The following is a 13,407-nucleotide window of genomic DNA, read 5'->3' on the forward strand; positions in this document are numbered from 1 at the left end:
ACTCATACTGCCACCCCCAAGTACTTGCGGGTGTCGGCGGCGAGGTCGTCGGGGCTCTCATACAGGCGCACCGGCGCACCGGCCACGGTCCCGTCGGCCCGTACGAACACCGTCGACGGCAAGACCTGCCGCACGCCCAGCGCCCGCGCCATCGCGCCGGTCTGGTCGAGCACCGTCGGAACATGGACGTCGACCTCGGCCAACAGGGCCAGTGCAAGGTAGGCGTCCGCGCCCTGTTTGTCGTGGGCGGCCAGGACGGTGACGCTGTCGCCGGCACGGGCGGCGAAGGCATCCAGCACCGGAAGTTCGCGGCGACACGGCCCGCACCAGGTTGCCCAGATGTTGACGACAAGTGGACGCCCAGCGGTCGCCACCCCGATGTCGATCTGGCGTCCGTCGGCAAGACAGGTCACCATCACTCCGTTCAGCACCGAGTTCGGCCCTACGGCACCGCCGGTGTCGGGGCACCCCCGCAGGGCCGCTCGGGTCCGGACCTCGGCCAGTTCGGCAGGGTCGGGCCGCGACGACGGGAGGGGCCGCGGCGCAGCGCCCGACGCGGTCGGCGCGCCAGTCTGAGGAGCGCTTGATCGCGGCCAGATAGCCAGCACCATCGCAAAGACGAGGACGCCGAACACGACGGTCCAGCGGAACACCGATGAGCGCAACACCTCGCGCACCGATCCGCTCACCGCGTCCACCCGGTCACGATCAGCCCGGTGACAGCGCACCTGGTCACGAGGCACCCACTCACGAGGCACTCATCCCGACGAGGGCGAGCAGATGATCGGTCTCGGGCCCCTTCACCAGCTTGGCGGCGGCTTCCTTCTCCACCGGGCCCTCGCCATAGGACGGGCAGTCGCGGGCGATGAAGCACACGCCGCACGCCGGTTTGCGAGCGTGGCAGACACGGCGGCCGTGGAAGATGACGCGGTGGGAGTAGTCGGTCCAGTCGCGGCGCTCGATAAGACCACCGATGACTTTTTCGACCTTCACCGGATCGGTCTCCTCGGTCAGCCCCCAGCGGCGCACGAGTCGGCCGAAATGAGTGTCGACGGTGAGGCCCGGAACACCGAATGCGTTGCCCAACACCACGTTTGCCGTCTTGCGGCCGAATCCGGGAAGCGTGACGAGCTCCTCCAGCGTGCCCGGGACCTCGCCGTCGAAACGCTCCACTAACGCCTGGCCGAGGCCGATGATCGAATTCGCCTTGTTGCGGTAGAACCCGGTCGGCCGGATGAGTTCCTCGAGTTCGACGCGGTTCGCGCCGGCGTAGTCGGCCGCGCTGCGATACCGGGCGAACAGCGCCGGGGTCGTCTGGTTCACTCGCACGTCGGTGCACTGCGCGGAAAGGATTGTCGCGACCGACAACTCCAGCGGCGTGGTGAAGTCCAGCTCGCAGTACACGTGGGGGAAAGCGACGGTCAGCTCCCGGTTGATCCGGCGGGCACGGCGCACCAGGGACAGGTGCGTCGGCTGCTTGCCTCCCGTGCTCACCAACCCAGAGTAGCTTTGCGCCGCGCACCCGCCGCGATCGGCAACGGCGGTTGTAACGATGGTGTGAAGACACGTCGGTTCCGTGGCCGGGGGCGCCGCAATGTTGTTAACTGTTCGACATGCAGGGACTGGCGGCGATTCTCTATCCTCTGCTTCTCATGCTGGTCGCCCTTGGCATGGAGCGGCTGGAGAAACTGGTAACGAGGGGATCGGGCGCAGTGAGCCCGGACCAGGTGGATTCACTGTTGACCGGAGTCCGCGTCACCGACGCCGAGATCGTCGAGGTGGCCGAGGTCGCGGTCCTGCCGACGACCTTCCCCGACACCGCCGACAGCGCTCGTCGAGCCAGCTGAAACCCATCGGGTCAAACGTGACCCATCCAACAATTCCGGCCTTCTTTCCAGTAGCCTTGTGATTTGTTGAGCGGGTGGGCTGAATGGCCCGTCCCCAGGTTGTGACGCGATAAGAGAGGTTCACCGTGGACGAGGTTCTGGCACGGGCAGGCATTTTCCAGGGCGTCGAGCCCAGCGCTGTGGCGGCGCTGTCCCAGCAGCTTCAGCCGGTCGAGTTCCCGCGCGGGCACGTGATCTTCAACGAGGGCGAGCCGGGCGACCGTCTCTACATCATCCAGTCGGGCAAAGTGAAGCTCGGCCGACGCTCCCCCGACGGCCGCGAGAACCTTCTGACGATCATGGGTCCGTCGGACATGTTCGGTGAGCTCTCGATCTTCGACCCCGGACCGCGCACCTCGTCGGCGACGACGGTGACCGAAGTCCGCGCGGTGTCGATGGACCGCGACGCGCTCAAGGGCTGGATCCAGGACCGCCCCGACATCGCCGAGCAGCTCCTGCGCGTGTTGGCCCGCCGCCTGCGCCGCACCAACAACAACCTCGCGGATCTGATCTTCACCGACGTCCCCGGGCGCGTGGCCAAGCAGCTGCTGCAGCTGGCACAGCGCTTCGGTACGCAGGAGAACGGTTCGCTGCGCGTGACCCACGACCTCACCCAGGAGGAGATCGCTCAGCTGGTCGGTGCCTCGCGCGAGACCGTGAACAAGGCGCTGGCCGATTTCGCCCAGCGCGGCTGGCTGCGCCTCGAGGGCAAGAGCGTGCTGATCGCCGACTCCGAGCGCCTCGCGCGCCGGGCCCGCTGACCCGACTATCCGACGTCCATCGGTGCGCTCATTCTGAGCGCAAGTACTCCAGCTGCGCCTTGACCGACATCCGTGCGGCCGGCCACAGCGTCTTGTCGACGTCGGAGTAGACGCGCCGCACGATCTTCATCGGCTTCGCGTCGCGGGGTGACACCCCCATCTCGTCGAGCACGGCCCGGATCTGGTCGATCCGCTCCTCGCGGTGCTGCTTGTAGTAGCGGGCCACCGGCACCAGGTCGGGATGGTCGGGACCGTGGCCGGGCAACAGCGCCGTCGCCGATTCCATCGGGCCACTGCCCTCGACGATGAGCCGGTTCAGCGAATTGAGGTAGTCGCGCAGCCCACCGTCGCGCGGGTCGAGCACCGTGGTGCCCGAGCCCAGGATCGTGTCGCCGGTGATCATCGCGCGCTTGCCGTCGCACTCGACGAGGAAGCTCGTCGAATCGCCGGTGTGACCGGGCGTGTCCAGGACGGTGATGCGCAAACCGGCGGCTTTGATGACCTCGCGGTCTACGAGTGGCCGGGCGCCGCGACACAGCGAGGGCCGCTTGGCCCGGACCGGGGCACCGGTGCGCTTGTGCAGCGCGCCGATGGCCCCTATGTGGTCGTGGTGACGGTGGGTGATCAGCGTCAGCACGACGTGGCCGCCCGCTGCCACGACCTTCTTGACGTGCTTCTTGTGCTTGCGCGGCCCCGGGTCGACGACCACACAGTCCGGGTGGCCGGGGGCGCGCAGAATCCACGTGTTGGTGCCGTCGAGCTCCATGATCCCCGGGTTCTCACAGAGGATCACCGACGCGAACGGTGTCACCTCCCGCAGTTCACCGTAGGCGGGATGGCTCAGCGGCCGTGCTGGCGCCACACCGTCGGAATCGGTGCCGCTCACGGCGAGACCTCGACGATCAGCTCGACCTCCACCGGTGCGCCGAGTGGCAGTTCGCTCACCCCCACCGCCGAGCGCGCATGCTTACCGGCGTCACCGAACACCTCGCCGAGGAGTTCCGACGCACCATTGACGACGGCCGGCTGCCCGGAGAACCCGTTGGCAGACGCCACGAATCCGACGACCTTGACGACGCGGACGATCGAGTCGATTCCGACAAGGTCGTCGATCGCGGCAATCGCATTGAGGGCGGCCGTGCGCGCTGCCGCCTTCGCCTGCTCCGGCGTCACGATGCCCTCGGCACCTTCGGAGACCTTGCCCCGCAGCGCCAACTCACCGTCGACGATAGGCAGTTGCCCGGCGGTGTAGACGAGGTTGCCCGTCCGTACCGCCGGTTGGTAGGCGGCCAGCGGTGCGACGACCGGCGGGAGGCTCAGGCCCAGCTCCGCCAGGCGCGCCGACCAGGCTCCTTGCGCAGCCACCGCTTAGCCCTTCGCCCGCTTGAGGTAGGCGACGTGCTGCTCGCCGGTAGGGCCGGGCAGCACGCTGACGAGCTCCCACCCGTCGGCTCCCCACTGGTCGAGGATCTGCTTGGTGGCGTGGGTCAGAAGCGGCACGGTGACGTATTCCCACGCGGTGCGGGAAGCTGATGTGGACTCTGTCATGGAGTCCAGCGTATCCGTCCGACACGACCTGGCTAGTCTTTACCTCGTGGTCACCAAATCCAATAGTGACGAGAGCGTCGCATCGCCCGACTCCTGGCCGACTTCCGCAAAACGGGCTCGGCTCCACTTCATCTCCGGGAAGGGCGGGACGGGCAAAACGACCGTCGCGGGCGCCCTGGCTCTGGCACTGGCTCAGGAGGGCAAGCGCGTCCTCCTCGTCGAGTGCGAGGGCCGCCAGGGGATCGCGCAGCTCTTCGACCGTCCGCCCCTGCCCCCGACCGACGACCTGATCGCCACCGTCGAGGGCGGCGAGGTCTACGGGCTCGCGATCGATATCGAATACGCCCTGCTCGAGTACCTCGACATGTTCTACAACCTCGGCTTCGCCGGCCGGGCGATGAAGCGCATCGGCGCCATCGACTTCGTGACGACGGTTGCCCCCGGTCTGCGCGACGTCATCCTCACCGGCAAGATCAAGGAACGCGTCATCGCGGTGAACAAGGACGGCTCGCGCGTCTACGACGCGATCGTCGTCGACTCGCCGCCGACCGGGCGCATCGGGAACTTCCTCGACGTCACCCAGGCGATGGCCGACCTGACCAAGACCGGCCCGATCCGCAACCAGAGCGACGGCGTCACCCAGTTGCTGCGCTCCGCCGACACAGCCGTCCACCTGGTGACGCTGCTGGAGGCGATGCCCATCCAGGAGACCATCGAGGCCGTCGAGGAGTTGCTCTCCAAGGACCTGCGCGTCGGAGTCATCTTCGTCAACCGCGTCGTGCCGGCACTGCTGCCCGACGAGGACATCGACGCGATCGCCGAGGGCAACATCGATGGCGCCCGGATCAAGTCGAATCTGGCCGGCGCCGGGCTCGATCTCGACCAGGAAGAGCTGACCGGTTTGCTGACCGAGACCATCGAGCACGCAGTCCGCTACCAGGCCCAGCAGGTCGCGTCCGGCCAGCTCGACACCGTCGAGACCAAGCAGGGCACGCCGGTGGCGACGCTGGAACTGCCCAACCTCGAAGGGCGCGACAAGGCTTTCATGTACGAACTGGCGCAGGTACTGCGGAAGGAAGGCGTCTGATGACCGCCGTGCTGAAGATGGGGCAGATCATCCTCTCCCCGAAGACCAAGGTCATCATTTGTTGCGGCGCCGGTGGCGTCGGCAAGACGACAACCGCAGCCGCCATGGCCCTCTACGCGGCCGAGCACGGCCGGACCGTCGCCGTCTTGACAATCGACCCGGCCAAACGGCTGGCACAGTCGCTCGGAGTGAACTCGTTGACCAACGAGCCGCAGCCGGTGCCACTTTTCGACGCCGACGGCAACGCGATCACCGACGCCGGAACGCTCGACGCGATGATGCTCGACATGCGCCGGACCTTCGACGACATGGTGATCGAGCACTCCACCCCCGAGCGCGCCGAGGCGATCATGGCGAACGCCTTCTACCAGACCGTGGCCTCGTCGTTCTCCGGGACGCAGGAGTACATGGCAATGGAGAAGCTGGGCAAGCTCCTCGAGGAGGACCGCTGGGACCTCATCGTCGTGGACACCCCGCCGTCGCGCAATGCGTTGGACTTCCTCGACGCGCCCAAGCGCCTCAGCTCGTTCCTCTCCGGGCGCCTGAGCAAGGTGCTGATCGGCGGCGGCCGCGGTGTCGGCCGCGTCGTCACCGGCGCGGTGGGCTTGGCGATGAAGGGCGTCTCCACCATCGTCGGCGGTGACACACTGCGCGACGTGGCGACGTTCGTCCAGTCACTGGATTCGATGTTCGGTGGATTCCAGGAGCGCGCCGAGCGCACCTATTCGCTGCTGAACCAGCCGGGCACGCAGTTCGCCGTCGTCGCCGCGCCGGAGCCCGACGCGCTGCGCGAGGCGACGTTCTTCGTCGACCGCCTGTCGACCGAGCAGATGCCACTTGCCGGACTCATCGTCAATCGCACGCATCCGAATCTGACGTCGATCTCTGAGGCGACGGCACTGACCACCGTGGACAAGGTCGACGATGAGCTGACGAAGGGCGTCCTGGAGATGCACGCACTGCGTGCGGGTACGGCGCGGCGGGAGCTGGACTTGCTGGGTCGGTTCACGACGGTGCACCCGAACGTTCCGCTCGTCGGTGTGCCGGCGCTGCCGTTCGAGGTCGCCGACGCGAAGGCGCTGCGCGTGGTGGCCGAGCAGATCGTCGTCCGCGGCTGACAGTCACATCAAGGCGGTCGATCGTTACCTCGTGGAGGTAATGATCGACCGCCTTAATGCATGTCGCGCGCGGTACTAGCCGACGTCGGCGCGATGGCGGCGCCGCTGGGCTTCGAAGAAGGAGGCCCAGGAGGTGACCTCGGGGTGCTGGCGCAGGAGGGCGCGGCGCTGGCGCTCGGTCATACCGCCCCACACACCGAACTCCACACGGTTGTCGAGGGCATCGGCGCCGCATTCGAGCTGGACCGGGCAGTGCCTACAGATCGTCGCGGCTTTTCGCTGAGCCGCCCCGCGGACGAACAATTGGTCCGGGTCTTCACCTCGACACTTGGCCTGCGCAACCCATGCCTGTCGCGCTTCGGATTCCCCTGTGGTCAGTGTCGTTGGCGTCATTACCAAATCCCTGTCTACCTCGAAGACCAATTCACCTACCGCGTTGGCTATGCCACTGCTGGCACAGACTGTTGTGTAGGTCACACCCGCCGTCAAATCTATGTATGCGGCAGCTGAGAAAGCAAGACCTGGTCGGAAAAAATGGGACATTCGTGCTAACCAGCAGCAAGCACTGCTGGTCGCGACCTTAAAGAGGCCGCAAACGATAGTCACGAAACGGTCACGGTCGCTTCTCACAGTTCCGTACGCGCCCGCCGGGACGCAGCTTCGGACTTCTCAGGCGCCACCCCGTATCCTGTGACGTGTGCCTCTCAAAACCACTGCCTCGATGACAGCGGAGAACAAGAGCAGTCTCGGCAAGCTCGTCGGTGCGATGTTCGTCGCCGGCCTTCTCGTCGCCGGTTTGCTGTTCCCCGTCGCCAGCGGGCTCGGCGTCGCGTCGAACCGCGCGGCGGCAGCGGTGGAGAACGTCTCGTCGGAGTTGTTGAACGGAACCGTCCCAGAGGTCACGACGATGACCGACGTGACCGGACGGCCGATCGCACTGCTCTACGACCAGTACCGCTACCAAGTCGGGTTCAACGACATCGCACCGGACATGGTGCGCGCCATCGTGTCGATCGAGGATCGGCGCTTCTTCGATCACGACGGCGTCGACTGGAAGGGCACCATTCGCGCAGCCTTGAAGAACTCGTCGTCGGGCGAGGTCCAACAGGGTGCATCGACGCTGGACCAGCAGTACATCAAGAACTACCAGCTGTTCGTGCTGTCGCGGACCGAGGCCGAGAAGCAGGCCGCCACCGAGACCACCCCTGCGCGCAAGCTGCGCGAGGTCCGCATGGCGTTGACCCTGGAGCAGACGCTGGCCGATCAGGCCAAGCGCGAACAGGGCCTGGGCCCGGCAGAGGCCAAGCAAGAGGCCAAGAAGCAGATCATCACGCGCTACCTCAACACCGTCCCGTTCGGTAACAACGCCTTCGGTGTCGAGGCAGCCTCGCTGACCTACTTCGGTGTCCCGGCCAGCAAGCTCCGAGTCGAGCAGGCGGCCATGCTCGCCGGCATGGTGCAGTCGAGCTCGGCTCTGAACCCGTACACCAATCCCGAGGGTGCGACGGAGCGGCGCAACCTCGTTCTCGACCAGATGATCGCCAACTTCCCCGATCGTCGCGACGAGTTGGAAGCCGCCAAGAAGCTTCCCCTGGGGACCCTGCCGCAACCCCGAATCGCCCAGCAGGGCTGCATCTCCGCCAAGAGCGCAGGATTCCTGTGCGACTACGCGTTGAAGTTCCTCGCCGAGAACGGCTTGTCCCGCAACACCGTGCTGCGCGGCGGCTACATCATCCGCACCACTCTCGACCCCGAAGTCCAGCGATCCACCGTCGCTGCGCTACAGGCTTACGCGGCCCCGCAAGCCGACGGCGTCGCCCAGGTGTCCAGCGTGATCCGTCCCGGGCGCAACTCGCACGCGATCGTCGCGATGGGGTCGTCGCGCAATTACGGCTTGCGCCTCAAAGCCGGCGAGACCGTCCAACCGCAGCCGTTCTCCCTCATCGGCGACGGTGCCGGCTCGGTGTTCAAGGTTTTCACCACGGCGGCCGCGCTTGAGAAGGGGCTGGGCACCAACGCGATGATCCCGGTGCCGGCCACGCTGCAGGTCACCGGCATGGGTAACAGCGGTGGGGTCAACGGTTGCCCACCGATGTACTACTGCGTGAAGAACGACGGCAAGTACCCGGCGATGATGTCGCTGACCAATGCGCTCGCGCAGTCGCCGAACACCGCGTTCGTGAAGCTGCTGCAGCGCACCGGCGTGAAGCCCACCGTCGACATGGCCGTGCGCCTCGGTCTGCGCAGCTACACAATCCCCGGTTCCTCCGGATTCGGCGACAAGTCGATCGCGACGTACGTCAAGGAGGGCAACCTCGGCTCGTTCACCCTCGGCCCGTTCCCGGTGAACGGGCTCGAACTGTCCAACGTCGCCGCCACCCTCGCCTCGGGCGGCGTGTGGTGCCCGCCCAATCCCATCGCGTCGATCACGAAGATCAAGCGCGACCGCTACGGCAACGTCATCATCGGCCCCGACGGGAAGCCCGCTCAGGCCCCGGTCCCGGTCGCGGTGCCCAAGTGCGAGCAGGTCGTCGACCGCGGTCTGGCCAACGCGATGGCCCATCTGCTGAGCAAGGACGATGTCGGTGCCGGTACCGCCGCCGCAGCGGCCCGTGGAGCGGGTTGGAGCCTGCCCCTGTCGAGCAAGACCGGAACCACCGAGGCGCACCGCTCGTCGGCCTTCCTCGGATACACCAACAACCTGGCCGCCGCGGTCTACGCGTACAACGACGGCCCGCTGCCGTCGGAACTCTGCTCGGGTCCGCTGCGCCAGTGCGGTTACGGCAACCTCTACGGCGGGAGCGAGCCGGCACGGACCTGGTTCGCCGCGATCGGCCCGGTCGCCGGGAACTTCGGGCCGACGTTCCTCCCTCCCAACCCACCGGAGTACGTCGGCGGCACCCCGCGCGGACGCGTCCCGAACGTGACAGGTCTGCAGGCCAGTGAGGCGACTGCACGCCTGCAGCGCGCCGGGTTCAAAGTGACGCAGCTGTCTGCGGCGAGTTCGCGCCCCCAGGGGTCGGTGGTGTTCACCGCGCCGTCGGACTCGGCGATGCCGGGCAGCACGATCACGATCTATGTGAGCGACGGGCGGCGCAGCGGCAGTTCCGGACCGACCGAGACCACGGTCGAGGTCCCCGGCGTCGGCCCCGTCATCATTCAGATCCCCGGCTGAGTTCTCGACACACTCCTGGGTCTCGATACGCCCGCCCGTCCTTCGTCGCGGGCACTCGACCGCCGTCGTGAATTCCCGCCGATCGTGCGATGGGCGCCGCGCGGCGTATCCTTGACCGCATGTCTGATCGCAGTTTCGGCCGCCTGAGTTCCCTGGTAGCCACCCCCGCCGGTCGCGCAATCGCGGCGACCGTCGGGGCGGGAGCCGCCGGGTTGTTCTATGCGACGGTGATCGAGCGCAACGCTTTTGCCCTGCGCCACGTCACGATGCCGGTGCTTGAGCCAGGCTCGACGCCACTTCGCGTCCTGCACATCAGCGACCTGCACATGATGCCCAACCAGTATCTCAAGCAGGCCTGGGTCTCCGAGCTCGCCGCGCTCGAGCCGGACCTGGTGGTCAATACCGGCGACAACCTCGCCCACCCGAAGGCCCTGCCAGCGGTGATCCAGTCCCTCGACGGCCTGCTCGCGCACCCGGGGCTGTTCGTCTTCGGCTCCAACGACTACTTCGGTCCGACGCCGAAGAACCCGCTGAAGTACTTCGACACCGACCACGAGCGCCAGCACGGCGAACCCCTGCCCTGGCGGGACCTCCGCGCGGCATTCATCGAGCGCGGCTGGCTCGACGCGACCCACCGCACGCACGAGATCGAGGTGGCGGGCACCCGGATCGTGGCCTCGGGCGTCGACGACCCGCATCTGGACCGTGATCGCTATGACACGATCGCCGGTCGGCCCAATCCGCTCGCACAACTGCGCCTGGGTCTGACCCACTCCCCTGAGCCGCGTGTTCTGGACCGCTTCGCCGACGACGGTTACGACCTTGTGATGGCCGGGCACACCCACGGCGGCCAGCTCTGCCTGCCATTCTTCGGCGCGATCGTGACCAACTGCGAACTCGACCGCTCCCGCGTGAAGGGGCCGTCGGTTTGGGGCAACCACATGAAGCTGCACGTCAGTGCGGGCCTGGGCACCTCGCCGTATGCGCCGGCACGGTTCGCCTGCCGACCCGAGGCCACCCTGCTGACGCTGACACCGGTGTCACACGGCGACGCAGAGTTCGACGTCGAGTCGCTGCCCTCACTGGTCGAGGACCATTCCTGACACCTGTTACCAGCGGGAAAGCCAGTCGGCCACCTCAGCGGCGGTCACCGGGTCGCGCGGCACCTGCGAGTGCCCGCCCGGGTGCACGGCCACGTCAACACGACTACCCCGTGCACGGTAGGTCTCAACGAGGTCGTTGATGAACGGCGCCGGGGCCACGATGTCCACGGCACCCGAATCGATCCGGATCGGAAGACTCGTCGGCAGTCTCAGGTGCACGACGTCGTTGTGGTCGACGATCGTCGCGAGGTGCTGCTGCGCCCGCGCACCACGGGCCCCCAGAAGGTCAGCAGGTGCCAGCGCGCCGAATGCGCGAGGGCCGGCCAGTTCTCGGTAGCACACCTTCTCGACCAGTGGCATCAGTGCCGTCGCGGCGGGGCTCAGGCCGCCTCCGTAGGTGACCAGGTCGGCGAACGCGGGATCGACGGTTGAGGCACCGGAGATCAGCAGTGCCGCCAGCGCGACGAGCTCGCCAGTCGGCGATCCGGCGCGCACCGGCACCCGCGCGACGACGTGCACGATGTCGCCCAGACGGGTCGGCGGGGTGACCGCGGCGACTGCTTTCAGCTGAAGCGCACCCCATTCGGCGCGCGGCGCAGCGGCCGCGAACAGCGACGCGACGGCCCCCTCGGAGTGACCGGAGACGACCACTCGGCGGCCGACCCGAGGCTCGGCAGCGGCCACCGCGCGCGCCGCGTCGATCACCGCGCGCGCCAGCGACTTCCCGATGAGGTACGGGTGCGGGCCGGGACTTCCGATCCCCTCGTAGTCGGGCCGCACTACCGCGAACCCCTTGCCGAGCAGGTCCGTCGCGATGCGATCGCCCGACGTCATGTAGGCCAGCGACGGGCTGGCTTTCGTTGCGCGCGACGGGGCGCATGCGTCGGCCCCGCCGGTGGTCATGTGGTTCCACACGGCCAGCGGCCAGCCGCCCTTGGGGACCGGTCCCTTCGGCAACAGGAGCGAACCCGTCAGCATGACCGGTTTCCCGACGACCGAGGTCGAGCGGTAGCGCACCGTGAACGCCTGGCCGGCCGCCGTCAATGCGACAACGGGGTTGCTCACCGGGGTGAGTACCGCCGGTTCCGCCGATGCGGTGCCCGTTCCGGCGCCGACGACGCCAGCACCGGCGACGGCGAGCGCCGTCGCCGCCACCAGCCCGACGAGGCGCCTCATCATGGCAGCAGTCCGATGCGGCTGCCTGGCGTCGTATCGATGGCGTCCACCACGTCGCGGAAGAACAGTGCGACCGGACGGAGCTGACCCCGGTCGACCTTGTCCATCGTGTCGGCGTCGTCGTACATGTACATCGGCCCGGCAATCAGGCTGACGATCGGCACTCCCGCAAGCAATACGAACGACGCGTCGGTCGGAATACCCGTTTCGGTCAACTGGAAGGGCGTCGCATTGAGCATCGTGGCAGCCCGGACATTGTTGCGCGCAAGGGCTTGCGCAGTCGCAACCTTCAGACCGAGGTTGAGGTTTTCGAACACACCCTTCGGCTCCGGCAGCCTCGTGGTGACCAGCCGACCGAAGTCGGTCTTGCGCGCGAACTTGCCCACATGCTCGATGGTCGCATTGGCGACGATGTTGTAGGGCGTGGCGCGGCGGGTGATGTACTTGTCGACGAATGCCTGGTGCGCCTGGTACCCGGTGAAATGGGTGTCGAAAGTGATGAACATCAGCGTCTTGTCACGCCGATGACCGCCAGGCCGCTTCACCTGCCGACCGTAGTGATTGGCCAGCGCGATCACCTCGGAGGTTCCCGTCGCGTCCTCGACCGCACCCGGGCCGACCGAGTCGTGATGGGACTGGACCATCACAGTGTCGCGGCTCTTACCGTCGAGGATCCCGACGACGGTGCGCCCGACGACGGCGTTGCGCCGCACCGTCAGATCGATTCGCGCGCGATTGCCGCTTGCGGGCAACAGCGCCCGCATCCGGGCGCCGTCGGCCTTGGTCACCCACATTCCGGGGATCGTCATGGCGAGTTTTCGGTAGTACTCGTTGTGATAGCGATTCGAGTTGAAGTAGTCGCGGAGCACGCCGACGAACCCGACTGCCCCGGCGGCCTGTGCCGCGCGCACCGTCGACTCCAGGGACGTCAGGTACGGGTTTGCGGTGAGCATGACGCCCGGGTTGAAACGCGTGTCGTCGGGGTCGTGGATGTATTCGGCCAGCGGCAGCAGGCCAGCCGTCGGGAGATAGAAGGCCAGGTCGAACAGGACGATCTTGCCGCGCACGTCGTGGTCGCCGACCTTGCCCGAGCCGATGTCGACGACCGGCGCGCTTCGACCGTCCGACCCGGTGGAGCGGACTCCGGCACGCCCGTCGGCCGGGATGAACGAGTGCGAGACGGGAAAGGCGTCGATCCGTTTGTCGCCGACAGAGAGCCCTGCGTTCGACGCCTGCCAGTCGTAGGAGGTGACCTCTTCGACGTAGACCCGGTCCAGGCCGGCGCCGGTGAACCGCTTCTGCACGTAGTCGGCGGCAGCCTTCCCGCCGACCGACCCGGTCCGACGCGGTGCGATACCGACCAGGTCTGCGGTTGTGGAGTGGATTGATTGCCCGGACAGCGGGTCGACGGCGGCAGCGCTCATCCCCGGCTGCGCCAGGCACGCCACCATCGCGGCGGCCAGCGTGAATCCGACACCGACGACTCTCCGACGGCCCGATCTGCTCACCGCGCGACCTTCCGATAAACGAGGAGGCCCCGACCAGATTTCCCT

At 67.3% G+C, this 13,407-nt stretch carries 14 protein-coding genes; 6 read left to right on the forward strand and 8 right to left on the reverse strand.

Translation table 11 applies throughout. The annotated features are described in order from the left end of the window. Positions 1–2 precede the first annotated feature (2 nt). A complete protein-coding gene (locus tag B4L26_RS07775) occupies positions 3–698 on the reverse strand; it encodes a TlpA family protein disulfide reductase (protein WP_290717699.1) in 696 nt (231 codons plus the stop codon). Positions 699–747: 49 nt separating this feature from the next. Continuing rightward, positions 748–1,494 (reverse strand): endonuclease III, encoded by a 747-nt coding sequence (nth, locus tag B4L26_RS07780; protein ID WP_290717701.1) that lies wholly within the window; start codon positions 1,492–1,494, stop codon positions 748–750. Between the two features lie 158 nt (positions 1,495–1,652). Here nth and B4L26_RS07785 point away from each other — a divergent pair, with 158 nt between their 5' ends. After that, positions 1,653–1,847: a hypothetical protein gene (locus tag B4L26_RS07785; RefSeq protein WP_290717703.1), complete on the forward strand. Its 195-nt coding sequence runs from the start codon at positions 1,653–1,655 to the stop codon at positions 1,845–1,847. A 125-nt stretch (positions 1,848–1,972) separates the two neighbouring features. Continuing rightward, a complete protein-coding gene (locus tag B4L26_RS07790) occupies positions 1,973–2,647 on the forward strand; it encodes a Crp/Fnr family transcriptional regulator (protein ID WP_290717705.1) in 675 nt (224 codons plus the stop codon). 28 nt (positions 2,648–2,675) lie between these two features. Here the strand turns inward: B4L26_RS07790 and B4L26_RS07795 are convergent, their stop codons facing one another. Genes B4L26_RS07795 through B4L26_RS07805 form a run of 3 tightly spaced genes read right to left on the reverse strand, consistent with a single transcriptional unit; the run spans position 2,676 to position 4,195 of the window. Next, positions 2,676–3,533 carry an MBL fold metallo-hydrolase gene (locus B4L26_RS07795; RefSeq protein ID WP_290717707.1) on the reverse strand — a complete coding sequence of 286 codons (858 nt, stop codon included), beginning with the start codon at positions 3,531–3,533 and terminating at the stop codon, positions 2,676–2,678. Further along, a complete protein-coding gene (locus B4L26_RS07800; RefSeq protein WP_290717709.1) occupies positions 3,530–4,012 on the reverse strand; it encodes a RidA family protein in 483 nt (160 codons plus the stop codon). The genes B4L26_RS07795 and B4L26_RS07800 overlap by 4 nt, the downstream gene beginning before the upstream one ends. 3 nt (positions 4,013–4,015) lie before the next feature. Further along, a complete protein-coding gene (locus B4L26_RS07805; protein ID WP_290717711.1) occupies positions 4,016–4,195 on the reverse strand; it encodes a DUF4177 domain-containing protein in 180 nt (59 codons plus the stop codon). Between the two features lie 46 nt (positions 4,196–4,241). On the opposite strand from B4L26_RS07805, the gene B4L26_RS07810 reads away from it, so the two are divergent. Both B4L26_RS07810 and B4L26_RS07815 read left to right on the forward strand, forming a co-directional pair. Further along, entirely contained in the window at positions 4,242–5,282 is a 1,041-nt protein-coding gene (locus B4L26_RS07810) for an ArsA family ATPase (protein ID WP_290717713.1), read from the forward strand. Further along, positions 5,282–6,400, forward strand: coding sequence for an ArsA family ATPase (locus tag B4L26_RS07815; protein ID WP_290717715.1), 1,119 nt, complete (start codon positions 5,282–5,284; stop codon positions 6,398–6,400). Before B4L26_RS07810 ends, B4L26_RS07815 begins: the two co-directional genes overlap by 1 nt. Positions 6,401–6,475: 75 nt before the next feature. Here B4L26_RS07815 and B4L26_RS07820 read toward each other — a convergent pair whose 3' ends face one another. After that, complete coding sequence (locus B4L26_RS07820) at positions 6,476–6,793, reverse strand: WhiB family transcriptional regulator (RefSeq protein WP_290717716.1); 318 nt, start codon at positions 6,791–6,793, stop codon at positions 6,476–6,478. Positions 6,794–7,121: 328 nt separating this feature from the next. On the opposite strand from B4L26_RS07820, the gene B4L26_RS07825 reads away from it, so the two are divergent. Both B4L26_RS07825 and B4L26_RS07830 read left to right on the forward strand, forming a co-directional pair. Next, on the forward strand, positions 7,122–9,575 hold the full coding sequence (locus tag B4L26_RS07825) for a penicillin-binding protein (protein WP_409563549.1): 2,454 nt from the start codon (positions 7,122–7,124) through the stop codon (positions 9,573–9,575). Between the two features lie 119 nt (positions 9,576–9,694). Further along, positions 9,695–10,678 (forward strand): metallophosphoesterase, encoded by a 984-nt coding sequence (locus B4L26_RS07830; protein ID WP_290717718.1) that lies wholly within the window; start codon positions 9,695–9,697, stop codon positions 10,676–10,678. A gap of 6 nt (positions 10,679–10,684) precedes the next feature. Here B4L26_RS07830 and B4L26_RS07835 read toward each other — a convergent pair whose 3' ends face one another. Both B4L26_RS07835 and B4L26_RS07840 read right to left on the reverse strand, forming a co-directional pair. Further along, a complete protein-coding gene (locus B4L26_RS07835; RefSeq protein WP_290717720.1) occupies positions 10,685–11,857 on the reverse strand; it encodes a lipase family protein in 1,173 nt (390 codons plus the stop codon). Then, entirely contained in the window at positions 11,854–13,362 is a 1,509-nt protein-coding gene (locus B4L26_RS07840) for a M28 family peptidase (protein WP_290717722.1), read from the reverse strand. Before B4L26_RS07840 ends, B4L26_RS07835 begins: the two co-directional genes overlap by 4 nt. Between the last annotated feature and the right edge of the window lie 45 nt (positions 13,363–13,407).

The organism is Gordonia sp. UBA7599, assembly GCA_002477755.1.
In the GTDB taxonomy this organism is placed as follows: domain Bacteria; phylum Actinomycetota; class Actinomycetes; order Mycobacteriales; family Mycobacteriaceae; genus Gordonia.

Excerpts from the sequence above, each read along its gene's own strand:
- B4L26_RS07785 (WP_290717703.1), top strand. The coding sequence starts at position 1,653 with ATGCTGGTCGCCCTTGGCATGGAGCGGCTGGAGAAACTGGTAACGAGG.
- B4L26_RS07830 (WP_290717718.1), top strand. The coding sequence starts at position 9,695 with ATGTCTGATCGCAGTTTCGGCCGCCTGAGTTCCCTGGTAGCCACCCCC.
- B4L26_RS07825 (WP_409563549.1), top strand. The coding sequence starts at position 7,122 with ATGACAGCGGAGAACAAGAGCAGTCTCGGCAAGCTCGTCGGTGCGATG.
- B4L26_RS07805 (WP_290717711.1), bottom strand. The coding sequence starts at position 4,195 with ATGACAGAGTCCACATCAGCTTCCCGCACCGCGTGGGAATACGTCACC.
- B4L26_RS07820 (WP_290717716.1), bottom strand. The coding sequence starts at position 6,793 with ATGACGCCAACGACACTGACCACAGGGGAATCCGAAGCGCGACAGGCA.
- B4L26_RS07835 (WP_290717720.1), bottom strand. The coding sequence starts at position 11,857 with ATGATGAGGCGCCTCGTCGGGCTGGTGGCGGCGACGGCGCTCGCCGTC.
- B4L26_RS07815 (WP_290717715.1), top strand. The coding sequence starts at position 5,282 with ATGACCGCCGTGCTGAAGATGGGGCAGATCATCCTCTCCCCGAAGACC.